Genomic DNA, 24,514 nt, shown 5'->3' on the forward strand with positions numbered 1-24,514 from the left:
CCGAAACGTGCCGGCCGGCCGGTCAGTTGAGGTGGCGACGGGTCAGGAACGAGGCCACGCGGGGGGAGCGCTGGTGGGGCACGAGGGCACGGGCGGTGTCGGAGAGCATGGCCTGCACGCGCGTGGACCGGACCTCGGCGAGGAGGTCCAGGACGCGGTGGCCTGCGGCGGCGGCCTCGTCGGGGGCGCCCGCACGCGCCAGGTCCTCGGCGAGCTGGGCCGTGCAGAGCGCGACGTTGCGGGCGAAGTGCGCGTCCTGGAGGTCGACGGCGCGCCGGGCGTGCCGGGCGGCCCGGGTCCACTCCTCCAGTGCCGACCAGCACTGCGCCTCGAGGAGTTCGAGTTCGGCCTCGCCGAAGAAGGACATCCACTCCGGGTCCAGGGCCGAGGCGCCCTGACCGAAGTGGGAGTGCGCCTGGCTCAGGGACTCCTCGCAGCCGCGCCGGTCGCCGAGCAGCGCCCAGCCGCCCGCCTCGCGCAGCGTGAGCAGGGACATCAGGCGCGGCGAGGCCAGGCTCCGGGCGGCCCGCTGGCCGGCCTCGGCGGCCCGGATCGCCTCGCGCGGCCGGCCCGCGTCCCGCGCCAGGAACGCCATGTTCGAGAAGGCGTGCGCCTCCAGTCCCGGGTCCCCCGACAGCCGGGCGGTGGCCAGCGCCTCGGCGTAGTGCGAGCGGGCGTCGTCCAGCCGGCCCGAGTCGTGCGCCAACCAGCCGACCGAGAGGGCCAGTTCGCCCGCTCCCGCGTGCAGCCGGTCCTCCGTGGACTGCCGGGTGGCGCCCGCGTCGAGCAGGGCGTACGTGGCCCGCAGCGGCTCGGCGGCCCGCCGGTAGAGCCCGTCCGCGCCGTGCCGGTCGTCCAGCAGCCGGATCTGCCGTACGGCGTCCTCGACGGCCTCGGCCTCGGCCACCCCGGCCCGTCTGGGCAGCGGGCGGCGGCCCAGGGCGGACCCGAAGCAGGGCTCCGGGACGGGAGCCGCGGCACTCGCGGGAGCGGCGGGGCCGAACCCCAGGGTGACGGCCGCCACGGTGGCGGACCCGCCGGTCATGAACGCGCGACGCAACACGTCGCTCTCCTCAGTGGGGACGGGGGCGGTGGGCGCCGGCGGCCGCGCTCCCCGGCCGCGTACCGTCTCGCGCGCCGAGAAGCCGAGGTCGGCCAGCGTCCGCCCGGGGAACATGTGCAGGAAGACCCGCTCGTAGGCGTAGTTGGGACAGCGGATCTCGCCCGCCTCCACCCGGCCGATGTAGCGCGCGTCGCACGACACCGTCTCGCCGATCTCGCGCCCGGCCCGGCGCACCGCCGCCGCGAACTCCCCGGCGGACCGCTGCCCGCGCAACCCGCGGAAGGCGAGGTTGGGGGCGGGGACGGCGGCGGGGTGCGCGCGGGGCGGACCGACGGCCGGGACGGCTGGTGGGGAGCCGTCTGCGTCGGCGGAGCCCGGTGGGGTGGGTGACGCGGAGGAGGCTGATGACGACGCCATTGCCCGGGCCCTCTCTGGAACGAACTCGGGCGACAGTGGCGAGGGGTGCGCTGTCGCCGCCGGGACGCGGGGGTCCGGCGCGCAAAAACGTACCGGCCGGGGGAGGGACCGCGGGCGGTGTTTAGCTACAAACCGGATATCTCACCCGCGATCCGCCATGAACTGCCATCCTTTGCGGCGGCCTCCCCGCGCACCCGTTGACGTTTCCGCGCGTTGAACCGTCGAGGAGCGGGAGGCGCGGCAGCCCCGCGACACCGCCCGCTCGTACGTGGACTCGCATGAGGAGGGGTGCGCTGTGTTGGAGGCGGCCATGGAGACCGACGGCATGGAGACCGACCACATCGAGACCGACGGCACCGGGACCGCCCCCGACCTGGTGACCGTCCCCGCGCGCCAGGGACTGGAGGCCGTGGACATCATCCGCAGGGCGGCCGCCCCCACCGCCGTCGGCCCCGTCCTGCACGACGGCTCGGACGACACCCTGGGCTTCCTCGTCCCGCCGGGCACCGCCGACGGCTGGGACCTGCCGGGCAGCGCATGTACGCACACGGCGGGCCGCGGGCTGCGGATCGACGACCCCGGCCCCGCCGAGGGCCCCGAATGGCTGCTGCCCCCGGACACCGCCGACCAGGTCACCGACCCCGAGGTGCTGCGCGCCGCCCTCGGCGAGGCGGCCCGCCTGATCGAGGCGGCCGACCAGCTGACCCGCTGATCCCCCGCTGATCCCCCGCTGATCACCCGCCGGGTCCGACCCACCGCCCGACCCGCCACCGCGACCACCCCACCGCACGCCCTGCCGCCCACCGCCCTCCCGCCCACCCCCTGACCAGCCATAATGGACGGATGGCCCGAGACCGGCGCGGCGGGCGCGCCCGCACCCCCGAAGCCGTCGTCGAGCAGGTGGACGGCGGACTCGCCGAGCTGTCCCCGGACCGGGAGCGGCCCGACGCCTGGACCCTGCTCATCGACGGCGCCCCGCAGTCCCACGTCGACCTCGCCGACCCCACCCACCTCGACTTCTCGTACCAGCGCCGCATCGGCCACGTCGCCGACCTCGCCGGCCCCGCCCGCAAGCCGCTCAACGTCGTGCACCTCGGCGGCGGGGCGTTCACCCTGGCCCGCTACGTCGCGGCGACCCGCCCGCGCTCCAGCCAGCAGATCGTCGAGATCGACGCGCGCCTCGTGCAGTTGGTCCGTACCCACCTCCCCCTCGACCCGCAGGCCCGGGTCCGGGTCCGCGCGGTCGACGCCCGCGCGGGTCTGGCCAAGGTGCCCGACGGCTGGGCCGACCTCGTGATCGCCGACGTGTTCCACGGCGCCCGCACCCCCGCCCACCTCACCAGCGCCGAGTTCCTCGACGAGGTGCGCCGCGCCCTCGCACCCACCGGCTGGTACGTCGCCAACCTCGCCGACGGTCCGCCGCTGGCCCACCTGCGCGCCCAGATCGCGACGGCCGCCACCCGCTTCGCCGAACTGGCCCTGGCCGCCGACCCCGTGGTCCTGCGCGGCAAGCGCTTCGGCAACGCCGTGCTGGTGGCCGCCGACCAGCCCCTGCCGGTCGCGGAACTCACCCGCCGCGTCGCCGGCGACCCGCACCCCGGCCGCGTCGAACACGGCCGCGCCCTGGTCGACTTCACCGGCGGCGCCACCCCCGTCTCCGACGCCGCCGCCACCCCCTCCCCGCCCCCACCCCCCGGCGCCTTCCACTGACAGTGCCCTCCCTGCCCCGGCTGGCTACGCTTGGCAGGACCGTCACCCGGAGGACCCCCATGGCCGACCTCACCCCCGACGAGAAGCAGCGACTGCACGACTTCGCCGAGGAGATCGCACGGCTGGCCGAGCACCACGAGGGCCAGTGGAAGGTGCAGACGAGCGACAGCCGGATCCTCGTCGCGATGATGAGCCCCACCGCACCCCACGGGCTCAACGTGGTGCGCCTGCGCCGCCAGATCGAAGCCCAGGCCCCCGAGGTCGTGGCCCTCAACGACACGAACATGCACGACCCCGCGACGGGGCTCACCAAGATCCCCGACCTGATGGTCATTACCGAGGAGGACGCCGACGACACGGCGAAGACGGTCGACCCGCACGACGTCCTCATGACGGTCGAGGTCGTGTCGCCGAGCAATTCCCTCGACGACATCAGGGAGAAGGCCGGGGACTATCCGAGGATGGGCATCCCCGTCTACGTCGTCGTCGATCCCCGTCACGGCAAGCAGACGGTGACCGTGCACAGCGATCCCGCCCCGGGGCCCGACGGGCTCCGCTACCGCAAGACCGTGCCGTACGCGTTCGGCGACACGGTGGTCGCCGGCCGCTGGACCCTCGACACCAGCGGCCTCAAGGCCTACCCCGCGCACTGGTAGGACGCCCGGGGGCGCTCCGTCGGCCCGTGGTCGGGGCCTACGGTCGGGGGATGTCCGGTGCGGTGGGGTCTCGGGGTGCGGGGCTGGGCGGGGGCGGTCCGGTCGTCGCGGTGATGGACGCGTGCCGGCGGGACGGGCGCGGGGGCAGTCCGACCGCCGTGGTGGACGAGACGCGGCCGGGCGGGACGGCTCTGCGGGACGAGCAACGCCGGGCGGTGGCCGGGCTGGCCGGGACCTCGCACGCCGTCTTCGTCTCGGCCCTCGGGGACTCCGCGGTGAGGCTGCGCTTCTTCACCGGGGCCGGTGAGCTGCCGGCGTGCGGGCACGGGACCGTGGCGGCGCTGGGCTTCCTGGCCGGCCGCAGCGGCGCAGCGGACTTCCGGGCCGTCCTGCGCACCGCGGCCGGCGAGTTCCACGGGCGGGCCGTACGGCGCGGGGCGGAGTGGGCCGCGGCCTTCGAGACCGGCCCGGTGGAGGTACGGGACCCCGACCGGCGGCCCGCCCCCGGCCGACTCGACCGAGTCCTGCACGCACTGGGCCTGGCGGCAGACCCGCTCGCCGCCGCCGGCAGCCGGATCGCCGCCCTGGGCCGGCCGCGACTGCTCGTCCCGGTGTCCGACCGCTCCCGGCTCGCCACGCTGTCCCCGAACCCGGCACACCTGCAGGAGGCCTGCGACCGGCTCGCCCTGCTGGGCTGCTACGTGTTCCATGCGCCGCCGGACGGCAGCCGCGTCACGGCCCGCATGTTCGCCCCGTCCATCGGGGTCCCCGAAGACGTGGCCAACGCCAACAGCACCGCGTGCCTCGCCGCGCTGCTGGCAGGTACCGGGAGGCGGACCATCAGCGTCGACATGGGCGACTCGCTCGGCACCCCCTCGACCATCACCGCCGAGGTGCGGACGGAGGACGACCCCGCCCCGCCGACCACCCGGACCGGGTCACGGGCCCCATGGGTCCACGTCGGCGGCTCCGTGGCACTGCGCAGGACCTTCCGCCTCCGTCCCCCCTGAGCCGGCCGCACGCGGGCCGTCCCGGATGCCGCCGCCCCCCGAACTCGAGCCGCCGGAGCCTTGGCGGTGCCGAAGCGAGCAAGCCCCGAAGCCACCCCACCCCGACACCGGCCACTTCCCGAAGCCACCCTCAGCCCCGCCCCGGCTCGGCCCGCCCCGCCTTACGGCTCGTAGACCTCCACCTGCGGCGGGTGGTCGTGCCAGGTGCAGAAGAGGGAGACCTCGCGGCCGTCGCGGGTGAAGGCGACCCGGATCCAGGTGTCGGTCTTCCAGACCTGCATGCGCCAGCCGGACGCAGGGGTCGCGCTCACCAACTCCCCGGCCTTACCGCCCAGGTCAAAGACCGCCCGCCCACCCGCGACGGTGTAGCCCTTCACGCTCCCCGAACCGGACCCCGAACCGGACCCCGAACCCGACCCCGAACCCGAACCGGACCCCGAACCCGACGAGCCGGACCCACCCCCACCCGCTCCTGCCGAAGCGGACGCGGAGGCGGACGGAGACGCAGATCCAGACGCAGACGCGGACGCAGACGCAGACGGGGACGCAGACGCAGACGCGGACGCGGACGGAGACGCACCCCCCGACGCCCCTCCCGAAGGCGAGGCCCCCCGTGCCCCCGCCCCGTGCGTCGACGAGGACAGCGCCTGCGCGGTCAGCGGGAGCGCGCGCGGCGGGTCGTAGGCCGTACCGGCCATCACGGTGTGCACGCCCCACCACGACAGCGTCACCGCCGCGCCGGTGGCGAGTGTCCACGCCATTCCGTGTACAAGTCCTCTGCGCATCACGGCACATACTGCACCACGGGTCCCAGGCGCGACCCGACACCCCCGAGTGTCCTCCGTTTTCCCCCGTATGGCGTACGGTGCATGGCCATGGCAAGTGTGCTCGTGGTCGAGGACGACCAGTTCGTACGTTCCGCCCTGATCCGGCACCTCTCCGAGGCCGCGCACGTGGTGCGCAGTGTCGGCACGGCCCTGGAGGCCCTGCGCGAAGTCGCCCACTTCCGCTTCGACGTGGTGATCCTGGACCTCGGGCTGCCCGACCTCGACGGCTCCGAGGCGCTGAAGATGCTGCGCGGCATCACGGACGTACCCGTGATCATCGCGACGGCCCGGGACGACGAGGCCGAGATCGTACGGCTGCTCAACGCGGGCGCCGACGACTACCTCACCAAACCCTTCTCCGTCGAACACCTCTCGGCCCGCATGGCCGCCGTGCTGCGCCGCTCGCGCGCCGTGGCCGGCGGCGAGCCGCCCTCACGGGTGCTCCGGGTCGGCGGGCTGGCCATCGACCCGCTGCGCCGCTCGGCGGAGCTGGACGGGGCGGTGCTGGACCTGACCCGGCGGGAGTTCGACCTGCTGGCCTTCCTCGCCGGCAGGCCGGGGGTGGTCGTGGCCCGCAAGGAGCTCCTGGCAGAGGTGTGGCAGCAGTCGTACGGCGACGACCAGACGATCGACGTGCACCTGTCGTGGCTGCGGCGGAAGTTGGGCGAGACCGCCGCCAAGCCGCGCTACCTGCACACCCTGAGGGGAGTCGGGGTCAAGCTGGAGCCCCCCGCATGAGGTGGGCCCTGGTCAAGGTGTGCCTCGCGGTCACCGCGATGGTGGTCGTGGCCTTCGCGGTGCCGCTCGGGCTCGTCGTCCAGGAGATGGCCCGCGACCGGGCGTTCTCCAACGCCGAGCGGCAGGCCGCCGCGATCGGCCCGACGCTGTCCATCACCACCGACCGCAACCAGCTCGCGCGGGCCGTGGCCTCCACCCAGATGGGGGCCGCCAACCGGATGGCGGTCCACGTCCCGGCCGTCCCCGCCGACCCGGTCGCCGGCGTGCCCGGCAGCGGCGCCGTCGACCTGGGCCCCGGCTGGGCGGGCGCCGGCCAGATCGAGGACACCCGGCGGCTCGGCCGGGCCAGCACGATGGCCCTGAAGAGCGGCGGCTCCGTGCTGCTCCAGCCCACGGCCATCGGCTCGGGCGGTATCGCGATCGTGGAGATCTACGTCCCCGAGGGCGAGGTCAGCAACGGAGTCGGGACCGCCTGGCTGGTCCTGGCCGGCGTGGGCCTGGCGCTGGTGGTCGGCTCGGTGGCCGTCGCCGACCGGCTCGGCGTACGGATGGTCCAGCCCGCTCAGCGCCTCGCGGACGCCGCCCAGCAGCTGGGCGAGGGCCGGCTGGGCACCCGGGTGCCGGAGGAGGGTCCGGCCGAACTCCGTTCGGCCGCCGTCGCGTTCAACTCCATGGCCGACCAGGTCGTCGGCCTGCTCGCCAACGAGCGGGAGCTGGCGGCGGACCTCTCCCACCGGCTGCGCACCCCGCTGACCGTGCTCCGACTGAACGCCGCCTCGCTCGGCGAGGGCCCGGCCGCGGACCAGACCCGGTCCGCGGTCGAGCAGTTGGAGCGCGAGGTCGACACGATCATCCGCACCGCGCGCGAGCAGCGGCCGCAGACCGGCCCGGTCGGCGTCGCGGGCGCGGGGGCCGGCTGCGACGCCTCGGAGGTGATCCGCGAGCGGATGGCCTTCTGGTCGGCGCTGGCCGAGGACGAGGGGCGCGAGGTACGGCTGGCGGGCGTGGACCGGACGGTACGGATCCCCGTCGCGCGGCCCGAGTTCGCCGCCGCCCTGGACGCCCTGCTCGGCAACGTCTTCCGGCACACCCCCGAGGGCACGCGCTTCGCGGTGGACGTGCACGACGCCGGCGACGCGGTGATCGTGCTGGTCTCCGACGCGGGCCCGGGCATCGACGACCCGGACGCGGCGCTGCAGCGCGGCAACGACGGGGCGAGGGACGGGTCGACCGGGCTGGGACTGGACATCGTCCGCCGGGTCGCGGAGGCCACCGGGGGCGACGTGCGGATCGGGCGCTCGGTGCTGGGCGGTACCGAGGTGCGCATCTGGATCGGCGGCGACGGGCGCGCCACGGGCCCGGGGCGTCGCGGGCGCCGGGGGCGGCGGGGGCAGCGCGGGCAGCGGGGGCAGCGCTGGCGGCGCTGGCGGCGCTGGCGGGTCCGTCGGCGGCGGCAGGCGGGTGGGGAGGGGTAGGGCGTACCGCTGCCTCTCGCTTCGGGGTGGGTCCCGTGGTGTGTGGGTCCCCTCGGCGCTTGACAGGGGCGGCCTGCAGGCCCTGCGGCAGGCCCACCCCAGGGGCTTCGGGGCTTCGCCCTGGCCTACGGCCACCCCTGGCCCGGGCCTGCCTCCGGTCCAGCCTGCCACCCCTGTCAAGCGCCTCCCCCACACACCACGGGACCCACCAGGCACCGCCAAGGGTCCGGCGAGCCGGGTCGTCCCTGACCGGTGGCCCCTCTGCGGGGCACACCCGCCCCACGCGAGGCGGCATGGCGCAGACACCCGCCCCGCGCGGGGCGGGCAGGGCGCGCCTCGTGTCCGGCATGTCCGGTTCTGGGTACCGTCCGGTGCCATGGACACCTTGATCTTCGGCGGCCTGCTCGCCACCATGCTGGCCGTGTACCGGCTGTCGTCCCGGATGGTGGTGCTCGGGGCCTGGTTCGTCATGCTGGCCGCGGTCATCCTGCTGATGGCCCACCACATCACCGGCGGCCTCGGCCTGAAGCTGAGCTACTGACCATGGTGGCGATGAGCAGCATCCTGCCGGAGGCGCCCGCCGAGAGCGGCCTCCTGGGCAAGGTCCAGTACTGGTTCGCGTGCTTCTTCGTCGTCGGGTGGACGGGTGTCGTCTGCGGCGGGCTCTACTACCAGTTCGTCAGGTGGGAGTACCCGTGCCCGCTGTGCATCGTGCAGCGGATGTGCATGCTGCTGGCGGCCATCGGGGCGGGGGTGATCGTGCGCCGGGGCATGGCCGGGTCGATCACCGGACGCGACTACATGATGGGCTGGGGGATGGCCCTGATCGCGGTGATCGCCGGCTCGTTCGCCTCGTGGCGGCAGACGATGCTGCACGTCCTTCCGGGCGACAAGGGCTACGGCAGCGAGGCGTTCGGGCTGCACCTCTACGTCTGGGCGTGGATCCTCTTCCAGGCCTCGGTGGTCGCGGTGGGCGTCGTCCTGGCGCTGGCGCACTCCACCTCGGCCCGGACGATCCCGGAGGAGGGCCCGTACCGGATGGCGGGGCAGCTGGCGCTCGGCTTCCTCGGCACGGTCATCGCCGTCAACATCGTCGCGGTCCTCTTCGAGGAGGGCTTCCACTGGTACCTGCCGGACGACCCCACGCGGTACCAGCTCCCGTACGACCTGGGCGTCCCGCCCTGACGGTGCCCGGGCGGCCGCCCCCCGGAAGGCCGACGCCCGGACGGAGGCGGCCGTGTTGCCGCCCCCTCCGGGGCGCCCGAGTGTGGGCGTGACGAAAGGAGTCACGCATGAGGTGCATGATCCGGACCCACCTCGACACCGGAGCCACCAACGAGGCGTTCAAGGACGGAAGGATGCCGGGCGTCCTCAAGGACCTCCTGGGCAAGCTCAACCCCGAATGCGCCTATTTCGGCCTCTCGGAAGGCGTCCGGTCCTGGTTCATCGTGTGTGACCTCGACGACCCGTCCCAGTTCCCGGCGCTGTTCGAGGACCTGTTCGTGGACCTCCACGCGGAGATCGAGATCACGCCCGTGATGAACCAGGAGGACCTGATGAAGGGGTTCTCCCGGCTGAAGTCGGGGCAGCGCTGAGTTGGACTGTGCCCGGGTCCCGGAGCAGCCCGCCGCCGCGTAGTGCCACCAGCGCCGATACGGCCATGGCGGCGCAGGCCAGCACGAAGGCGGCCCGGGGCCCGTAGGCCGCCGCCAGTCGTCCCGCGGCGGCGGCGGCCAGCGCCTGGCCGATGATCAGGGCGCTGCCGAGCAGGGTCATGGCCTCGGCCATCCGCCGGGCCGGCGCGACCCGCTCGGCGAGCCCGAACAGGGCGATCAGGTGCGGGGCGACCGCCAGTCCGATCCCGGCCACGGCGAGCGCGGCGCCGCCTAGCGCGGCCCCGGCCGACCCGCCGACCGCGAGCAGGGGCAGGGTCAGCAGGGCCTGGGCGGCCACGGTGCGCCGCAGCCGGGTGACGAGACCGACGCGGCCGGGTCGGGCGACGGTCGCGAAGCCCGCCGCCGAGCTGGTGACCGCCATGGCCGCCCAGACCAGCCCGGCGGCACCCGGGCTGCCGACCTCCCGGGCGAGGGCGTTGACGCCGGTGTTGGCGCTGCTCCAGGCGGCACCCTGGAGCACGGCCATGGTGGTCAGCACGGTCAGTCCGGGAGACCGGAGTCGTGCGTCCGTCTCGCCACCGGTTCGGTCCTCGGCTGTCGTTGCCGTGGTTGGGGTTGGGGTTGGGGTTGGGGTTGGGGTTGTGATTGTGGTCGTGGCTGGGGCTGGGGCTGGGGCTGGGGCTAGGGCTGGGGCTGCTTCTGGTTCGGCTGCTGCCGGTGCCGGTGCCGGTGCCGTTGCCGTATGGCCGACTGGCCCCGTCTCCGTCCCGACCTCCGTCCCCGTCCCCGTCCCCGTCCCCGGCCCGGGGGCCGCGGTCGTGCCGCGCGGCGCGGTCGGGTGCAGGGCGAACAGGGTGCCGAAGACGAGGATCAGCGCCGCCGCGAGGACCAGTGCGGCGGCCGGGTGCACGGTGACGGCCAGTAGCCCGGCGAGGGCCGGGCCGACCATGAAGCTCGCTTCGTCCAGGGTGGTGTCGAAGGACAGGGCCGTGCCCACGAGCGCGCGGTCCGGTCCGGCCAGCCGGACCCAGCGGGTCCGGGCCAGGGGCCCGATCTGCGGCACGGTCAGCCCGGCCGCGCAGGCCAGGGCGATCCGGGCGGCGGGTGGGAGCCCGCCGAGCACGGCGGCCACGAGGCCGGCCAGCACGGCCGCGTTGGCGGTGCAGGAGACGAGCAGGACCGGGCGGTGGCCGTGCCGGTCGGCGAGGCGGCCGATGAGGGGGCCGCCGAGGGCCTGGCCGAGCCAGAGCGCGCCGGCGAGGGTGCCGGCGTCCCCGATGCCGTCGCGCTGGTTGATCAGCAGCAGGGTGCCGACGGGGCAGAGCGCGGCGGGCAGCCGGGCGAGGAACGCGAGCCAGGGCAGTGCGGCCCCGCCGAGCCGGAACACCCCGCGGAACCCCGGGCGGGCGTCTGGCCGGGGCGTGACGGATCGGGGCGCGTCGGGTGGGGGCGTAGTCGGGTGGGGCGTGACGGATCGGGGCGCGTCCGGTCTGGGCGCGTCGGGTCGGGACATGGCGGGCAGCCTCCATCCGCACGCCGACCCGCCCGTGTCTCCGGCGCGCTGTGGTTGCCCGTTGCGGCGACCGTAGCCGACCGGCACTCCGGCCGGAAGCGGTTCAGCGGGCTTGCGGGGGCTCCGAGTTGAGGCGCCGGGCCTGCTCGCGGCCGACCTCCGAGGCCCGCCGCAGGTAGTCCGCGATCACGGCCAGCTCGGCGTCCGAGTAGCTCTCCAGCAGCGCGCGGAAGGCCGCGCCGGGGACGTCCCAGGCGGCTCCGATGCGTTCGCGGGCGGCCGGTGCGAGGGCGACGAGCTGGCGGCGCCGGTCCTGCGGGTCGGCGTGCCGCTCGACCAGCCCGGCCTTGGCCATCCGGTCCACGAGCCGGGTTGCGGAGCCCGAGGTCAGGCCGGTCAGCCGGGCCACCTCGCCGGTGCTCACCGGCTCGCTCTCCAGGTCCAGCATCGCGATGCACTGGAGGTCGGTGGGGTGCAGCCCGAGGCGGTCGGCCATGGCCTGGTTGAGCAGCGCGTAGTCGGCGTAGTGGCGCTGGCTGTCCGCGCCGATCCGCCCCAGCAGCTCCTCGCGGGATTCCTTGTCGGATTCCTTGCGCGTCGACACCGGACACCTCTTTCCGATCGTCCCGATCTTCGAAAAATCTCTGTGCCACACAATGATTGTGTGGCACAGTAAATGCGGAGCGCAGAGTCTGCGCCGCATATCACATGCTACCCAGGAGTTTCCCTTGACGATCCTCGTCACCGGCGCCCGGGGCGCCGTCGCCCGCCGCCTCACCACCCTCCTCGCCGCCCGCGACCTGCCCCACCGGCTCGCCTCCCGCACCCCGGAGCGGCCGGGGACCCACCGCCTCGACCTCGCGGACCCGGCCACCTTCGCGGCCGCCCTCGACGGCGCGAGCGCCGTCTTCCTCTACGCCGAGGCGGCCGGGGCCGAGGCCTTCGCCGCGCAGGCCGCGGCCGCGGGAGTGCAGCACATCGTGCTGCTGTCCTCCTCCGCCGTCCTCGCCCCCGACGCCGCGGCCCAGCCGCTCGCCGCCGCCCATCTGGCCGTGGAGCGCGCCCTGCTGGCCTCCCCGGTCCGCACCACGGTGCTGCGCCCCGGCGCCTTCGCCGGGAACGCCCGCGGCTGGTCCCGCGCCATCCGCTCGGGGAGCCCGGTCCGCCTGCCGTTCCCCGGCAGCCACAGCGATCCCGTGCACGAGGCCGACATCGCCGAGGCGGCCCTCGCCGCCCTGACCGACCCCGACCGTCTCGGCGGCCGCCCGTACACCCTGGGCGGGCCGCAGTCGCTGACCTTCGCCACCCAGCTCGCCGTCCTCGGACGTGCGCTGGGCCGCACGATCCCGGTCGAGACCGTCACGCCCGAGGAGTGGAAGGCCGACGCCGCCGCGTGGCTGAAGGGTGAGTACGCCGACGCCCTGCTCGGCTGGTGGCGCGCCACCGACGGCCGGCCCGTCCCGGTCACCGACGGCGTGGAGCGGCTGACCGGCCGTCCGGCCCGGCCCTTCGAGACCTGGGCGGCCGACCACGCGGCCGAGTTCCGCCCGTGACGCCGGCTCGCGCCCCCCGGCGCCCGGGACCGCCCGCCGGGACCGTTCCCGGAAAACGGCGAGGGCCCCGGTGCGCTCGCGCGCTACCGGGGCCCTCGATCAGGGTGAGTGACGGGACTCGAACCCGCGGCCACCTGGACCACAACCAGGTGCTCTACCAACTGAGCTACACCCACCATGTCCGGTCGGAATTCCGACCGGCCGAAGAAAAGAGTACAGGGTCCGGAGGGGTGCTCGCTTCGCCATATCGCGCCGCTGACGCTCCGGACCCCGCTCGGCGGCCTACTCGGCCGGCAGCACGTACTTCGCCGCGATGGTCTTGGCCCGCTCGCTGTCCGGCCCCGGCTGCGGTACGAAGACGGCCTCGCGGTAGTAGCGCAGCTCCGCGATCGACTCCTTGATGTCCGCCAGCGCCCGGTGGTTGCCGTTCTTCGGCGGGCTGTTGAAGTACGCGCGCGGGTACCAGCGGCGGGCCAGCTCCTTGACGGAGGAGACGTCCACGATGCGGTAGTGCAGGTGGCCCTCCAGGTCCGGCATGTCGCGCAGCAGGAAGCCGCGGTCGGTGGAGACCGAGTTCCCGCACAGCGGAGCCTTGCCGGGCTCCTTCACGTGCTCGCGCACGTACGCCAGGACCTGCGCCTCCGCGTCGGCCAGGGTCGTGCCGCCGGCCAGCTCGTCGAGCAGGCCGGAAGCGGTGTGCATCTGGCGCACCACGTCGGGCATGGTCTCGAGTGCGGACTCCGGCGGACGGATCACGATGTCCACGCCGTCGCCGAGCACGTTCAGCTCCGAGTCGGTGACCAGCGCGGCCACCTCGATAAGTGCGTCGTCCGTCAGCGAGAGCCCGGTCATCTCGCAGTCGATCCACACCATGCGATCGTTCATGCCTCTTACCTTATGGGAGGTCCCGCGGATCGTAGGTGGACAGATCCGCGGGACCTCGGCTCACAAGGCGCCCGGCAGGGCCCCGGCGCACGCGTCAGGGGTGCGCCGGGGCCGTGGTGCCGGGGCTCGTGCCCGCTAGGCGTGCGCCGCCCGGCCCGGGGCGTACAGCTCCGTGACCGACGGGCCGCTGGCGGCCAGGGCCGCCGCCGCCCGCTGGGGCTGCGGAGTGCGCTGGTGCGGCACCGGACCCGCCTGCAGGTCCGCCACCGCGACGGCGTCGGCCTGCGGCCGGCGCGCCCGGTACGCGGACCGGTAGGCGGCCGGGGAGGACCCCAGCTGCCGCCGGAAGTGCCCGCGCAGCGCGACCGGCGACCGGAACCCGCAGCGCCCGGCGACCTCGTCGACCGAGTAGTCGGAGGTCTCCAGCAGCCGCTGCGCCTGGAGCACCCGCTGGGTGATCAGCCACTGCAGCGGCGCGCTGCCGGTCAGGGACCGGAAGCGGCGGTCGAAGGTCCGCCGGCTCATGTACGCGCGGGCCGCCAGCGTCTCCACGTCGAACTGCTCGTGGAGGTGCTCCAGCGCCCACGCGACCACCTCGGCCAGCGGGTCGGCGCCGATCTCCTCCGGCAGCGACCGGTCGAGGTAGCGCTCCTGGCCGCCCGTGCGGCGCGGCGGTACGACGAGCCTGCGGGCCAGGGCCCCGGCCGCCTCACTGCCGTGGTCGGTGCGCACGATGTGGAGGCACAGGTCGATCCCGGCCGCCGTGCCCGCCGACGTCAGCACGTCGCCGTCGTCGACGAACAGCTCGCGCGGATCGACGTGGACGGACGGGTACCGCTTGGCCAGCGTCGGCGCGTACATCCAGTGCGTCGTCGCCGGACGCCCGTCGAGCAGGCCGGCCGCGGCGAGCACGAAGGCCCCCGTGCACAGCCCGACGATCCGGGCTCCCTCCTCGTGCGCCAGACGCAGTGCGTCGAGCGCCTCGGGAGGTGGTGGTGAAGTGATGGACCGCCAGGCCGGGACGACGACGGTGCCCGCACGGGCGATCGCCTCCAGGCCGTACGGCGCGGTGAGTTCGAGGCCGCCCGTGGTCCGCAGGGGGCCTTCCTCGCCCGCGCAGACGAGCAGTCGGTATCGAGGCACTCCCGCGTCCTGCCGGTCAATGCCGAACACGGAGAGTGGGATGGAACTTTCGAAAATCGGTCCGCCGCTGAACAGCAGCACCGCGACGATCTCCCTGCGGCGGCGCCCCGCGAGCTTCCGCCCCGCGTCGATGGTGACGACGGTGGAGTCCTGGCTCATGGCGCTAAGCCCCCCTTGGGTGTCGCGACTCCTTGGTCTGGTCGCACTGGCACGTTTCCCCTCGGCCTTGCACGTGTTCCCCCGCCGTAAATACATGATCGAATCTACTGCGTCGCGTGGTGTCGGCGTGACAAGTTCAGCACGCAGCGCTATGTCGACTTGGCAACTTGGCGTAAAGCATTCGATCAGGAAGCGTTCCACTCTGCGACCTTGGTGGGAAGCGCGCCTGGCGGCGGTGGCCTGTACCGGTAGGGTGTCGCGCCCCCTACTGGGGTGTCGTCGCTGGTGGTGGGGGGGTTGGGTGGACATTCCGCCAAGGGTTGTGCCCGAAACCGAAGTTGGCTGAAATCAATCGCTGGGCGGGTGTGCGAACCGGTCAGTCGTGCGGGGGCGGGTTGGCGCCACCGTGACATCCGCGGTGCACCCCGGCCCCGGTGCGCGAGTGCCGGCCCCGGTGGCCCGGGTGGCCGTGGCCCGGCTCGGCCGCGGCCGGTACGCGCGCCGCCGCCCGCGCGTTCTTCTCGGAGGCGCGCAGCATGACCCGGCACACGGCCGTGACGACGACCAGCCCGAGCGTGGCGACCGCGGCCCCGCCGAAGGTGGTCCCGTACACCACGAGGACCACCGGAACCAGGACGCAACTGAAGGCGGCCCACCGTACGACATCCCCGGCGGCGTCCCCGGACGGGTGAACCGACTGCGGCACGGGTGACGGGGGGCCGGGGCGGGCGGAATGGGCGGAGTGGTGGACTCCAGGACCGGGCACGGAGCGCTCCCTGCGGGCTCTTCGGGGACGGTCTGACCTTTGATCAACGCGCCGCGCGAGGTCTCGGTCACTCTCCGCCAGGGTGTCTCGTCACGGACGGTAGGCAGGACGGGGCATTGCCAACTCCCCCCGGCTCCGGCATGCTCCACGGGATGCTTTCCCAAGGGACGGACGGCCCTGTGCAGGGGAGGAGTGTCGCCGTACCCTTGGGGGTATGGGCTTGGGAAGATGATTCCCGGACACAGCTTCGTCACCCTCTGTTGCCTCCACTAGGACTTTCTTCGCCGAGACACCCATGGCCGGTCACGAATTCCCCGAACCCGCGAGCCGCAAGCGCAGGCGGGTAGCCGATCCCGCGGCGGACCTCCGAGCGGTCGAAGAGCCGCGCCATCCGTGCGATCCCGCCTTCCGGCACGGTGTCGTGGTCGGTTTCGACGGGTCGACCTCCAGCGAGCGTGCCCTCGCCTACGCCATCGGCATGGCCAAGCGCTCCGGCTCCGGTCTGATCATCGTGCACGTGGCCAACCGGCTGCCCACCACCGTCTGGGCCGGCTGCGAGCCGCCCGTCTTCGTCGACGTGCCCGACCACCGCACCGAGGTCCTCGGGCTCGAACTCGCCTGTGCCGACTACCTCGCCGAGGTCCCCTGGATCCTGGTCGAGCGCGGCGGCGACATCTGCCACGAGCTGGAGGAGGTCGGCCGGGAGTACTCCGCCGACGCCATCGTGGTGGGCTCCACCCACGGCATCGTCGGCAAGCTCTTCGGCTCCGTGGCGGGCCGGCTGGCCAAGCGCGCTCAGCGACCGGTCGTTGTCATTCCGTGACCACGAACGGGTGCATTGTTCCTTTGTGAAGGGAACATAAAAGTCGCTGGGTAGCAGCAGAAAAGTGCAGATCGAAGGGAGCCCGCCGTGGACAATGACGTCTCCGCGGGGAGCAAGGCCACGACTTCCACCCTCGGGCACATCGCCCTGGGTCTCACCCTTCTCGCGTTCGGTATCGGCCACACCGGCGTCATCGACGGCGTGACCGCGGCCGACTCCGTCTCGCTCGCCACGTACGTCGGCGGACTCACGCTGTTCGTCCTCGGTGTCCTCGAGTACCGCGGCGGCAACGGCTTCAACGGCACCGCCTTCGCCGGCCTCGGCGCCCTCTGGTTCACGTGGGCCAACGCGGCCGGCGGGAAGGTCTCCGAGGACGCTGCCGGAACGTTTCTGGTCCTGTTCGCCCTGCTCGCGCTGACCCTTGCGGCAGCCGCGCCGGGCGGGCTCTTCAGTCAGGGAGTCTACGCCCTGCAGTTCCTCTCCCTCCTCCTGCTGGCCGTATCCGCCTTCGCGGACGCCGGCTCCCTGGCCAAGGCGGGCGGCTGGGTCGCCGCCGTCGGCGGCCTGCTGGCCTGGTACGGCGCTACGGCCGCGCTCACCGGCTGGCCGGTCTCGGTCCGCCGCGCCTCCGGCAGCGGGGCGGTGGCCGCGGGCTGAGCGCTCGTACCGCCGACCGTCCGACGGCGCAACGCGCGACGCGACGCGCACATGGGAAGGCCCCTCGTGCAGGAGCACGAGGGGCCTTCCGCGTCCACCGTCGCGACTACTCGACGGTGACGGACTTCGCCAGGTTGCGCGGCTTGTCGATGTCCCGGCCCAGGGCCAGTGCGGTGTGGTACGCCAGCAGCTGCAGCGGGATGCCCATCAGGATCGGGTCCAGCTCGTCCTCGTTCTTCGGGACGAGGATGGTGTGGTCCGCCTTCTCCTGCTCGGTGTGCGCGACCGCGAGGATCCGGCCGCTGCGGGCCTTGATCTCCTCCAGCGCCGCGCGGTTCTTCTCCAGCAGCGAGTCGCTCGGCACGATCGCGACGGTCGGCATGGCCGGCTCGATCAGGGCCAGCGGGCCGTGCTTGAGCTCGGAGGCCGGGTACGCCTCGGCGTGGATGTAGGAGATCTCCTTCAGCTTGAGGGAGGCCTCCAGCGCGACCGGGTAGCCGCGGACACGGCCGATGAACATCATCGACTTGGCCTCCGCGTACTCGGCGGCCAGCTTCTTGATGTCCTCTTCGCCCTCGAGGATCTCCTGGATCTGCGCGGGCAGCTTGCGCAGGCCCTCGATGATCCGCTTGCCGTCGGCCACCGACAGGTCGCGGATGCGGCCCAGGTGCAGGGCGAGCAGCGCGAAGGCGACGACGGTGTTGGTGAAGCACTTGGTGGAGACGACGCAGACCTCGGGGCCGGCGTGCACGTACACGCCGCCGTCGGCCTCGCGGGCGATGGCCGAGCCGACCACGTTGACCACGCCGAGGACGCGGGCGCCCTTGCGCTTGAGCTCCTGGACGGCGGCCAGCACGTCGTACGTCTCGCCCGACTGCGAGACGGCGATGTACAGGGTGTCGGGGTCCACGACCGGGTTGCGGTAGCGGAACTCGGAGGCCGGCTCGGAGTCGGCCGGGATGCGGGCCAGGCCCTCGATGAGCGAGGCGCCGATCATGCCCGCGTGGTACGAGGTGCCGCAGCCGAGGATCTTCACGCGGCGGATGCCGCGGGCCTCGCGGGCGTCGAGGTTCAGGCCGCCCAGGTGGACGGTGGAGAACTTCTCGTCGATGCGGCCGCGCAGCACGCGGTCGACCGCGTCGGGCTGCTCGCAGATCTCCTTGTGCATGTACGTGTCGTGGCCGCCCATGTCGTAGGAGGCGGCCTCCCACTCCACGGTCTCGGGCGTGGCGGTGGTGCGGGTGCCCGAGGTGGTGTACGTGCGGAAGTCGTCGGCCTTGAGGGTGGCCATCTCGCCGTCGTCGAGGGTGACGACCTGGCGGGTGTGGGAGATCAGCGCGGCGACGTCGGAGGCGACGAACATCTCCTTCTCGCCGATGCCGAGGACGACCGGCGAGCCGTTGCGGGCCACGACGATGCGGTCCGGGAAGTCCTGGTGCATGACGGCGATGCCGTACGTGCCCTCGATCAGCTTCAGCGCGTCGCGGACCTTCTCCTCCAGGGAGTCGGCCTGGGAGCGGGCGACGAGGTGGGTGATGACCTCGGTGTCGGTCTCGGAGGCGAAGACGACGCCGTCGGCCTCGAGCTTGGCGCGCAGCTCGGCGGCGTTGTCGACGATGCCGTTGTGGACGACGGCGACCTTGTTCTCGGGGTCCAGGTGCGGGTGCGAGTTGGTGTCGCTCGGCGCGCCGTGGGTGGCCCAGCGGGTGTGCGCGATGCCGGTGGTGCCGGCGAAGCGCTTGGGGACCCGGGACTCCAGCTCGCGGACGCGGCCCTTGGCCTTGACGACCTTCAGGGCCGGCGTCTTGGGGCTGTTGACGACGATGCCCGCCGAGTCGTAGCCGCGGTACTCGAGGCGCTGCAGGCCTTCGAGCAGCAGCGGAGCCACGTCGCGCTTGCCGATGTAACCGACGATTCCGCACATATGGGTGAAAGTCCTCCGAAGTCTTGGGTGTGCTGTGTTCGGCCGCTTCAGCCGTAGACGATGCGGCGCAGCTGCCGGAGGGACAGTTCCGGCGGCGCCACGGCGCGGTGCGGCAGCTCGGCCGCGATCCGCTCGAAGATCTCCGCGTTCACCGAGCCGCCGGCCTGGAGCTCCCGGTGGCGACGGCGGACGAACTCCTCGGTCGTCTCGTCGAAGTACGCCAGCACGTCGAGCACCACCCGGGAGGCCTCGCCGCGCTGTAGCGCGGTGCTGCGCACCAGGTGGTCGACGAGGTCGTCATGTGACGGGCGGCGATCGAGCACTCGTAGATATTGAGGTCTCGACGCCGTGGAATGCAACATTCCTGCCCGATTCCGGGCAGGAATCACAAGGTACGGACCAATGGAATCCGAGATTCCGCTAAAGTCCGGGCAAATCGCCCCTCCGTGATGGCTCCTGGTGACGACCCCCTTACGGATGGACTCCCGCCCCGCCCGGCTGCGCATGCCGGTTCCGGCGCCGGAGCGCCCCTATATGTAGGGAATGCGACTGCTGAGTGGGCTGAACGGGCCGCGGGGCCCGCGGCGACCGTCCGGACCGCTGGGGCTCCTGGCCCTGGCGGTGTGCGCGGCGCTGCTCGTACCGGTGTCGGCGGCGGGTGCCGGCCAGCGGGCGCGGGCCGCGGACCCGACGGCGTACGACCGGATCGTGCCGGCCCCGGCGCACACCGCCCCCGGCGGCCCCGGCTACCGGCTCGACGCCCGCACGGTGATCCGCACCACCGCCGGGTCGGCCGCGGCCCGCGGGGTCGGGGAGCTGCTCGCCCGCGCGCTGCGCCCCGCGACCGGGCTGGCGCTGCGGGTGTCCGGCACGGACGCGGGCGGGTCCGCCGCCGACGGGATCCGGCTGCGCCTGGACGCGCGCGCGGCCGACCAGGGGGAGGAGGGCTACCGCCTCCGGGCCGACGGCACCGGAGTCGTGATCACCGCGTACCGTCCCGCCGGCCTCTTCCGGGGCGCGCAGACGCTGCGGCAGCTGGTGCCGGTGACCGGCCGGCCGGTGGTGGCGGGAGGCACCGTCGCGGACGCCCCGCGCTTCCCGTACCGGGGCGCCATGATCGACATCGCCCGCCACTTCTTCACCGTCGAGCAGGTCAAGCGCTACCTCGACCGGCTCGCCCTCTACAAGGTCAACGTCCTGCACCTGCACCTCACCGACGACCAGGGCTGGCGCCTGGCGGTCGACTCCTGGCCGCGGCTGGCCGAGCACGGCGGCGGCACCGAGGTCGGCGGCGGCCCCGGCGGGTACTGGACGAAGGCGCAGTACCGGGACCTGGTGCGGTACGCGGGGGAGCGGTACGTGGAGGTGGTCCCGGAGATCGACATGCCGGGCCACGTGAACGCGGCCCTGGCCTCGTACGCCGAGCTGAACTGCGACGGCGTCGCCCCGGCCCGGTACACCGGCACCAAGGTCGGCTTCAGCTCGCTGTGCGTCGCGAAGGAGCGGACGTACGAGTTCGTGGCGGACGTGCTGCGGGAGGTGGCGGAGCTGACCCCCGGCCGCTACCTCCACATCGGCGGGGACGAGGCGTACGCCACCCCGCACGCCGACTACGCCACCTTCATGGGGCGGGCCCAGCAGGCGGTGGTGGCGCAGGGGAAGACGGTGCTGGCCTGGCACCAGCTGGCGGGCGCCGGACCGGTCTCGGGCACCGCACTGCAGTACTGGGGCCTGGACCGCACGCCGGCCGCGGAGAAGGCGAAGGTCGCCGGGGCGGTGCGGGCGGGGGCGAAGGTGGTGCTGTCCCCGGCGGACCGGGCGTACCTCGACATGAAGTACGACGCGGCGACCCGGCCGGGGCTGAGCTGGGCCGGGTACGTGCCGGTGCGGCGGGCGTACGAGTGGGACCCGGGCGCGTACCTGGCCGGCGTCGAGGAGGCGGCGGTGCTGGGCGTGGAGGCCGCGCTGTGGACCGAGACCGTCGCGACCACGGCGGACGCCGACCTGATGGCCTTCCCGCGCGCGCTCGGCATCGCCGAGCTGGGCTGGTCGCCCGCCTCGGCGCTGTCGTGGGACGCGTACCGGCTGCGACTGGCCGCGCAGGGGCCCCGGCTGACGGCACTGGGGGTGGGGTACTACCGGGCGCCGGAGGTGCCTTGGGCGTAGGGGGAGGGCTGGTACGCCCGGCGTCGCCGTGCGCGGCAAGCTCTGGTACGGACGGGGCGCGCCTACGGCCTGAGGGCCCCCTGCAGCGGTGGCGTCAGTGGGCGGGGCGTCGGCCGGTCGCGAAGGCCGCGCCGGCCACCACGGTGACGGCCGCGGCCGCCGCGCCGGCGGCCATGATGCCGCCGCGGGACCGCCAGGAGAGGGTCGACCAGCACGACTGGGCGGACAGCACCGAGCCGAGGCTCAGCCACGAGCCGGCCGAGAGGGCGGAGGCGGCCGAGCCGATCGAACCGAACGAGAGCGCGCTGCCCACCGAGCCGACGGACAGCACGGATCCGGCCGAGCCGATGGAGAGGACCGAGTCCACGGACCCGATCGACAGGATCGAGTTCCGTGACCAGAGGGACAGGGACGAGGCCGCGCAGCGCTTCTGCATGCCGTGATCGTAGGCGTGGACCGGCCGCCGCGCGCCCCTTCCACCGACTTGTCGGCGGGCCGGTGTTGCCCGGCGCTACCCGGCGGAGCTCCGCCTGAGAGTGATCGCCCCGAGGTCGAGGTCGATCGGGAACGGCACCGGGACCTTCAGCCGGTCGTGGAAGATCCCGGTGGCGACGTAGGCGCGGGTGGCGGGGTCGAGCTCGTAGACGTAGACGACGGCCCGGCCCTCGGCGTTCTCCACCCGCCAGAAGTGCGGGATGCGGGCGCGGGCGTACTTCAGGGGCTTGGTGTCCCGGTCCGGGCCGACGGACTCGGGGGAGACGACCTCGACGGCGAGTCGGACGGCGGACGCGGGGAGTCTGGTCAGGTCCGGATCGGCGAGGACGTCCCCGGTGGCGACGACGACGTCGGGCTCGGGCCGGTTCTGCCGGTCGATGTCGACGGTGAACTCGCGGACGACCTCAAGCCCCGTGAGGACCGCGGACTGGAGCCCGCCGCGGAGGAAGTCGACGGCCCGCACGTGGAACAGCGTCCGCGTCCGCGCGAAGACGAGCTGCCCGTCGATCAACTCGGTGTGCGGAGGAAGGCCCCGAAGCCGGTCGAGGTCGTCGGCGGCCCAGCCGCCGGGAGGGGGGACGGGCCAGCGGAACCAGGGTTCAGGCTCGGGCGGCTCGGGGGCGACGTGCGTCGGGGAGGGTCCCATGGCCCGCATCCTCACCCGCGCGCCGGGCGCATCGCCGGGGAGTACCGGAACGCCGACCGCACGTGTGAACCATGCAGCGGAGTTGACTCCGTCACCTGCCAACGGCATATGCGTGACGCCGGCGGGGATGAGGCCCGACGACGACGCGACGTGGAACGCGACGCTCAGCCGGTTCGCCTCCCGCACCCGGGCAGCCAGTTCCTCGCGGTCCCTCACGGGGCGGCGCACCGGCGGAGCGCGGCGGCCAGCTTGCGCGCCACGTCCGCCCGGCAGCAGCCGAGTTCGACGAGCGGCGGCAGGTACGCGCTGGTCAGTGATACGAGGTCCACTCCGAGGGACGGCAGTACGACGTCCACCCCCGCGAGGGCCGCCCGCAACTCGTCCCGGGCCGCCTCGGCCTCCCCGATCCCGTCCGTTCCCATGCTGCGCGCTCCTCGTCGTCGGCGAAGCTGCGCAAGTTGCGGATCCGGGCCCACTGGCGCAAGAGCAGTTACAGCTCAGCGGGAGGTGGCGACTGCGTGGAGGTTGCGGACAGCGTGCCCGGGGTCGTCCCGGTACGCGACAGCAAGAACGTTGCTGGGCTGGTGGTCATCGTTGCCGCGCCCGCGTGGGCGGCGTTCGTGGCGCACCTCAAGGGGTGACGGGTCGCACCGGGGTGTGGTGGGGCGCGATGCGGTGATGCGGGTGGTCCTGGAAAAGCCCGGGGAATTACCCACCGAACCCGACCTCCGCCGTCCTCAACTCACCCGCTCACACGATCGGGTGACGGATATGACAGCGGCACGGCCGGGTGGGATACGGTCTGCCGCAACAACCCCGAAAAGACTTCGGCCCCCGGCAGGACGGCAATCCCGGCGAGGGCCTGACCGATCAGGAAGCAGACCTTCCCGATGGCTTGCACGCAGTCTAGCGCGGCCGCGTCCGCGCACCCCGTGAATCCGCTCCCCGAGGACGCTCCCCGCGCCGGGGTGATCCACAGGTCCCACCGCCACGAGAGCCGGTTCACCGTGGTCGGCAACCACCTGGCCCAGCACGCCGAGCTCTCGGCGGCCGCGGTGGGGCTGGCGCTGTACATCCAGTCCGTCCCGGACGGGACCGACGTGTCCGTCAAGGCCCTCACCCGGCGCTACCGAGAAGGCGAGATCGCCATCCGGCGGGCACTGAACGAGCTGGTCGCGGCCGGGTACCTGGAGCGGCGCCGGGTGTCACTGGGCGCCGGCCGCTTCGCCACCCGAACGATCTACTACGAGAAGCCCGGCTGCGGTGACGCGGCCCAGCCGCCTCCGGCCGCCCCGGCACCGGCTCCGCCGCCGCCGGCCCAGCCGCCTCTGGCCGCCCCGGCACCGGCTCCGCCGCCGCCGGCTCGGCCGACCCCGGCGGAACCGCAGCCCCCGGCCGTGCCCCCCGCGGTGGTCGAGCCCCCGGCCGCGATCGAGTTCCCGACACCCCCGACACCCGCGGCTCCCGGCCACGCACGTACTCCGGCGGCCCCCGGTGGCCCGCCCGCCACCGGGCTCGCGGCGGAGATCCTCGCCCGGCTGCGCGTCGCGGACCCCCGCCTGCTGCTGTCCGTACGGGACGTGAACCGGCTGGCGCCCGCGGTCGACGACTGGCTGGCCCGGGACGCGACGCCCGAGCAGGTGCTCCGTACCCTCACGGCGAACCTGCCACCGGCCTCGACGCCGATCCACCACCCGCCGCGCTTCCTGGAGTACCGGCTCACCGCGCTGCTCCCGCCCCCGCTCCCGGCGGCCGCCCCGCCCCCGCCCCGCCCGGCCCCGCTGCGGTCCTGCGAGGACTGCGAGAAGGCCTTCCGCACGTACGACCCCGAACCTCGCTGCGCCGAATGCACCGCCAAGGCCGCAGCCTGAGGGCAGGAGGCCCTCGGCCCGGTCAGGTCTCCAGGTAGTTGCACCAGGCGTCGAGCTTGGTCCAGGTGTACCAGCCCACCTTGCCGTCCGGCTCCAGCCCGGCGAACTTCTGGAACGTCACGACGGCGGCGAGCGTGGCGGGGCCGAACTTGCCGTCCACGGCGAGGTTCAGGCTCGGCTTCCAGTAGTTCAGCTCGCACTGGAGCTCCTGGACCTCCAGGGTGTAGCCCTGGATGCCCTGGTAGAGCAGCGGCTCGTAGCTGCCGAACATGGCCTTGCAGTACGCGCGGCCGTCGGCCGCGGCGTCGGAGGCCGACCCGAGGGTCAGGGTCAGGGACGACGCGAGGAGCAGGGCCGTGGTGCCGAGTGCGACCAGTGGCTTGCGCATGGGACCTTCCGTT

At 73.7% G+C, this 24,514-nt stretch carries 28 protein-coding genes and 1 tRNA gene; 15 read left to right on the forward strand and 14 right to left on the reverse strand.

Annotated elements, in window-relative coordinates; genetic code table 11:
* Positions 1-22: 22 nt before the first annotated feature.
* On the reverse strand, positions 23-1,480 hold the full coding sequence (locus IF43_RS0125590; RefSeq protein WP_234332536.1) for a tetratricopeptide repeat protein: 1,458 nt from the start codon (positions 1,478-1,480) through the stop codon (positions 23-25).
* 325 nt (positions 1,481-1,805) lie between these two features.
* On the opposite strand from IF43_RS0125590, the gene IF43_RS0125595 reads away from it, so the two are divergent.
* The 4 genes from IF43_RS0125595 (at position 1,806) to IF43_RS0125610 (ending at position 4,856) form a co-directional block, all read left to right on the forward strand.
* A complete protein-coding gene (locus IF43_RS0125595) occupies positions 1,806-2,192 on the forward strand; it encodes a hypothetical protein (RefSeq protein WP_030204999.1) in 387 nt (128 codons plus the stop codon).
* 131 nt (positions 2,193-2,323) lie between these two features.
* The gene (locus tag IF43_RS0125600) at positions 2,324-3,190 is read left to right on the forward strand and encodes a spermidine synthase (protein WP_030205002.1); all 867 of its coding nucleotides are present in this window, start codon (positions 2,324-2,326) and stop codon (positions 3,188-3,190) included.
* A 59-nt stretch (positions 3,191-3,249) separates the two neighbouring features.
* Positions 3,250-3,846, forward strand: a complete 597-nt coding sequence (locus IF43_RS0125605; RefSeq protein WP_030205007.1) for a Uma2 family endonuclease — start codon at positions 3,250-3,252, stop codon at positions 3,844-3,846.
* 50 nt (positions 3,847-3,896) lie between these two features.
* Positions 3,897-4,856: a PhzF family phenazine biosynthesis protein gene (locus IF43_RS0125610; protein ID WP_051796118.1), complete on the forward strand. Its 960-nt coding sequence runs from the start codon at positions 3,897-3,899 to the stop codon at positions 4,854-4,856.
* A 161-nt stretch (positions 4,857-5,017) separates the two neighbouring features.
* On the opposite strand, the gene IF43_RS43750 is transcribed toward IF43_RS0125610, so the two are convergent.
* Entirely contained in the window at positions 5,018-5,167 is a 150-nt protein-coding gene (locus IF43_RS43750; protein WP_324605126.1) for a hypothetical protein, read from the reverse strand.
* A gap of 564 nt (positions 5,168-5,731) precedes the next feature.
* Between IF43_RS43750 and IF43_RS0125620 the strand changes: the two genes are divergently transcribed.
* The 5 genes from IF43_RS0125620 to IF43_RS0125640 all read left to right on the forward strand — a co-directional run bounded on the left by IF43_RS0125620 (position 5,732) and on the right by IF43_RS0125640 (position 9,491).
* On the forward strand, positions 5,732-6,421 hold the full coding sequence (locus IF43_RS0125620) for a response regulator transcription factor (protein WP_030205019.1): 690 nt from the start codon (positions 5,732-5,734) through the stop codon (positions 6,419-6,421).
* Complete coding sequence (locus tag IF43_RS0125625) at positions 6,418-7,896, forward strand: HAMP domain-containing sensor histidine kinase (protein WP_030205021.1); 1,479 nt, start codon at positions 6,418-6,420, stop codon at positions 7,894-7,896. The genes IF43_RS0125620 and IF43_RS0125625 overlap by 4 nt, the downstream gene beginning before the upstream one ends.
* Before the next feature lie 376 nt (positions 7,897-8,272).
* A complete protein-coding gene (locus tag IF43_RS42205; protein WP_199922784.1) occupies positions 8,273-8,437 on the forward strand; it encodes a DUF5993 family protein in 165 nt (54 codons plus the stop codon).
* A gap of 11 nt (positions 8,438-8,448) precedes the next feature.
* Positions 8,449-9,081 (forward strand): disulfide bond formation protein B, encoded by a 633-nt coding sequence (locus tag IF43_RS0125635; protein WP_051796137.1) that lies wholly within the window; start codon positions 8,449-8,451, stop codon positions 9,079-9,081.
* Between the two features lie 107 nt (positions 9,082-9,188).
* Complete coding sequence (locus IF43_RS0125640) at positions 9,189-9,491, forward strand: DUF3303 family protein (RefSeq protein WP_030205025.1); 303 nt, start codon at positions 9,189-9,191, stop codon at positions 9,489-9,491.
* On the opposite strand, the gene IF43_RS43045 is transcribed toward IF43_RS0125640, so the two are convergent.
* Positions 9,424-10,899 carry an MFS transporter gene (locus tag IF43_RS43045; protein WP_037890036.1) on the reverse strand — a complete coding sequence of 492 codons (1,476 nt, stop codon included), beginning with the start codon at positions 10,897-10,899 and terminating at the stop codon, positions 9,424-9,426. The two genes, IF43_RS0125640 and IF43_RS43045, sit on opposite strands and share 68 nt — an antisense overlap.
* Before the next feature lie 229 nt (positions 10,900-11,128).
* Entirely contained in the window at positions 11,129-11,629 is a 501-nt protein-coding gene (locus tag IF43_RS0125655) for a MarR family winged helix-turn-helix transcriptional regulator (protein WP_030205027.1), read from the reverse strand.
* Between the two features lie 124 nt (positions 11,630-11,753).
* Between IF43_RS0125655 and IF43_RS0125660 the strand changes: the two genes are divergently transcribed.
* The gene (locus IF43_RS0125660; protein ID WP_030205029.1) at positions 11,754-12,578 is read left to right on the forward strand and encodes an SDR family oxidoreductase; all 825 of its coding nucleotides are present in this window, start codon (positions 11,754-11,756) and stop codon (positions 12,576-12,578) included.
* Positions 12,579-12,681: 103 nt separating this feature from the next.
* Here the strand turns inward: IF43_RS0125660 and IF43_RS0125665 are convergent.
* The 4 genes from IF43_RS0125665 to IF43_RS0125680 form a co-directional block, all read right to left on the reverse strand.
* A tRNA-His gene (locus IF43_RS0125665) sits at positions 12,682-12,754 on the reverse strand.
* A 106-nt stretch (positions 12,755-12,860) separates the two neighbouring features.
* Positions 12,861-13,463 carry an oligoribonuclease gene (gene orn, locus IF43_RS0125670; protein WP_030205031.1) on the reverse strand — a complete coding sequence of 201 codons (603 nt, stop codon included), beginning with the start codon at positions 13,461-13,463 and terminating at the stop codon, positions 12,861-12,863.
* 135 nt (positions 13,464-13,598) lie between these two features.
* Positions 13,599-14,765: a helix-turn-helix domain-containing protein gene (locus IF43_RS0125675; RefSeq protein WP_030205042.1), complete on the reverse strand. Its 1,167-nt coding sequence runs from the start codon at positions 14,763-14,765 to the stop codon at positions 13,599-13,601.
* A gap of 376 nt (positions 14,766-15,141) precedes the next feature.
* Positions 15,142-15,381 (reverse strand): hypothetical protein, encoded by a 240-nt coding sequence (locus IF43_RS0125680; RefSeq protein WP_324605127.1) that lies wholly within the window; start codon positions 15,379-15,381, stop codon positions 15,142-15,144.
* Between the two features lie 445 nt (positions 15,382-15,826).
* On the opposite strand from IF43_RS0125680, the gene IF43_RS0125685 reads away from it, so the two are divergent.
* Both IF43_RS0125685 and IF43_RS0125690 read left to right on the forward strand, forming a co-directional pair.
* Complete coding sequence (locus IF43_RS0125685) at positions 15,827-16,354, forward strand: universal stress protein (RefSeq protein ID WP_030205047.1); 528 nt, start codon at positions 15,827-15,829, stop codon at positions 16,352-16,354.
* 87 nt (positions 16,355-16,441) lie between these two features.
* Positions 16,442-17,011, forward strand: coding sequence for a GPR1/FUN34/YaaH family transporter (locus IF43_RS0125690; protein ID WP_030205048.1), 570 nt, complete (start codon positions 16,442-16,444; stop codon positions 17,009-17,011).
* A gap of 106 nt (positions 17,012-17,117) precedes the next feature.
* On the opposite strand, the gene glmS is transcribed toward IF43_RS0125690, so the two are convergent.
* Entirely contained in the window at positions 17,118-18,935 is a 1,818-nt protein-coding gene (gene glmS, locus IF43_RS0125695; protein WP_030205062.1) for a glutamine--fructose-6-phosphate transaminase (isomerizing), read from the reverse strand.
* A 47-nt stretch (positions 18,936-18,982) separates the two neighbouring features.
* Entirely contained in the window at positions 18,983-19,258 is a 276-nt protein-coding gene (locus tag IF43_RS0125700) for a hypothetical protein (RefSeq protein ID WP_030205065.1), read from the reverse strand.
* 220 nt (positions 19,259-19,478) lie between these two features.
* Here IF43_RS0125700 and IF43_RS0125705 point away from each other — a divergent pair, with 220 nt between their 5' ends.
* Positions 19,479-21,101, forward strand: a complete 1,623-nt coding sequence (locus IF43_RS0125705) for a beta-N-acetylhexosaminidase (RefSeq protein WP_051796122.1) — start codon at positions 19,479-19,481, stop codon at positions 21,099-21,101.
* A gap of 94 nt (positions 21,102-21,195) precedes the next feature.
* Here the strand turns inward: IF43_RS0125705 and IF43_RS0125710 are convergent, their stop codons facing one another.
* From IF43_RS0125710 to IF43_RS0125720, 3 genes are all read right to left on the reverse strand, one after another.
* Positions 21,196-21,537, reverse strand: a complete 342-nt coding sequence (locus tag IF43_RS0125710; protein WP_030205073.1) for a hypothetical protein — start codon at positions 21,535-21,537, stop codon at positions 21,196-21,198.
* Between the two features lie 75 nt (positions 21,538-21,612).
* Positions 21,613-22,242, reverse strand: coding sequence for a Uma2 family endonuclease (locus IF43_RS0125715; RefSeq protein ID WP_030205076.1), 630 nt, complete (start codon positions 22,240-22,242; stop codon positions 21,613-21,615).
* A gap of 212 nt (positions 22,243-22,454) precedes the next feature.
* The gene (locus tag IF43_RS0125720) at positions 22,455-22,664 is read right to left on the reverse strand and encodes a hypothetical protein (protein ID WP_030205077.1); all 210 of its coding nucleotides are present in this window, start codon (positions 22,662-22,664) and stop codon (positions 22,455-22,457) included.
* 36 nt (positions 22,665-22,700) lie between these two features.
* Between IF43_RS0125720 and IF43_RS0125725 the strand changes: the two genes are divergently transcribed.
* Complete coding sequence (locus IF43_RS0125725; protein WP_324605128.1) at positions 22,701-22,883, forward strand: DUF397 domain-containing protein; 183 nt, start codon at positions 22,701-22,703, stop codon at positions 22,881-22,883.
* 327 nt (positions 22,884-23,210) lie between these two features.
* Positions 23,211-24,113, forward strand: a complete 903-nt coding sequence (locus tag IF43_RS0125730) for a helix-turn-helix domain-containing protein (RefSeq protein ID WP_234332539.1) — start codon at positions 23,211-23,213, stop codon at positions 24,111-24,113.
* A gap of 22 nt (positions 24,114-24,135) precedes the next feature.
* Here IF43_RS0125730 and IF43_RS38300 read toward each other — a convergent pair whose 3' ends face one another.
* Positions 24,136-24,501, reverse strand: coding sequence for a peptidoglycan-binding protein (locus IF43_RS38300; RefSeq protein ID WP_051796124.1), 366 nt, complete (start codon positions 24,499-24,501; stop codon positions 24,136-24,138).
* Positions 24,502-24,514 lie beyond the last annotated feature (13 nt).

Source organism: Streptomyces sp. NRRL S-87 (assembly GCF_000719335.1).
Lineage (GTDB): Bacteria > Actinomycetota > Actinomycetes > Streptomycetales > Streptomycetaceae > Streptomyces.

Bases quoted from the DNA above. Each gene is read 5' to 3' on its own strand.
- IF43_RS42205 (WP_199922784.1), top strand. From the start codon at position 8,273: ATGGACACCTTGATCTTCGGCGGCCTGCTCGCCACCATGCTGGCCGTG.
- IF43_RS0125635 (WP_051796137.1), top strand. From the start codon at position 8,449: ATGAGCAGCATCCTGCCGGAGGCGCCCGCCGAGAGCGGCCTCCTGGGC.
- IF43_RS0125625 (WP_030205021.1), top strand. From the start codon at position 6,418: ATGAGGTGGGCCCTGGTCAAGGTGTGCCTCGCGGTCACCGCGATGGTG.
- IF43_RS0125685 (WP_030205047.1), top strand. From the start codon at position 15,827: ATGGCCGGTCACGAATTCCCCGAACCCGCGAGCCGCAAGCGCAGGCGG.
- IF43_RS0125620 (WP_030205019.1), top strand. From the start codon at position 5,732: ATGGCAAGTGTGCTCGTGGTCGAGGACGACCAGTTCGTACGTTCCGCC.
- glmS (WP_030205062.1), bottom strand. From the start codon at position 18,935: ATGTGCGGAATCGTCGGTTACATCGGCAAGCGCGACGTGGCTCCGCTG.
- IF43_RS0125705 (WP_051796122.1), top strand. From the start codon at position 19,479: ATGCGACTGCTGAGTGGGCTGAACGGGCCGCGGGGCCCGCGGCGACCG.
- IF43_RS0125595 (WP_030204999.1), top strand. From the start codon at position 1,806: ATGGAGACCGACCACATCGAGACCGACGGCACCGGGACCGCCCCCGAC.
- IF43_RS0125715 (WP_030205076.1), bottom strand. From the start codon at position 22,242: ATGGGACCCTCCCCGACGCACGTCGCCCCCGAGCCGCCCGAGCCTGAA.
- IF43_RS0125675 (WP_030205042.1), bottom strand. From the start codon at position 14,765: ATGAGCCAGGACTCCACCGTCGTCACCATCGACGCGGGGCGGAAGCTC.
- IF43_RS0125605 (WP_030205007.1), top strand. From the start codon at position 3,250: ATGGCCGACCTCACCCCCGACGAGAAGCAGCGACTGCACGACTTCGCC.
- IF43_RS0125640 (WP_030205025.1), top strand. From the start codon at position 9,189: ATGAGGTGCATGATCCGGACCCACCTCGACACCGGAGCCACCAACGAG.
- IF43_RS0125590 (WP_234332536.1), bottom strand. From the start codon at position 1,480: ATGGCGTCGTCATCAGCCTCCTCCGCGTCACCCACCCCACCGGGCTCC.
- orn (WP_030205031.1), bottom strand. From the start codon at position 13,463: ATGAACGATCGCATGGTGTGGATCGACTGCGAGATGACCGGGCTCTCG.
- IF43_RS0125610 (WP_051796118.1), top strand. From the start codon at position 3,897: ATGTCCGGTGCGGTGGGGTCTCGGGGTGCGGGGCTGGGCGGGGGCGGT.
- IF43_RS0125720 (WP_030205077.1), bottom strand. From the start codon at position 22,664: ATGGGAACGGACGGGATCGGGGAGGCCGAGGCGGCCCGGGACGAGTTG.
- IF43_RS38300 (WP_051796124.1), bottom strand. From the start codon at position 24,501: ATGCGCAAGCCACTGGTCGCACTCGGCACCACGGCCCTGCTCCTCGCG.
- IF43_RS0125600 (WP_030205002.1), top strand. From the start codon at position 2,324: ATGGCCCGAGACCGGCGCGGCGGGCGCGCCCGCACCCCCGAAGCCGTC.
- IF43_RS0125710 (WP_030205073.1), bottom strand. From the start codon at position 21,537: ATGCAGAAGCGCTGCGCGGCCTCGTCCCTGTCCCTCTGGTCACGGAAC.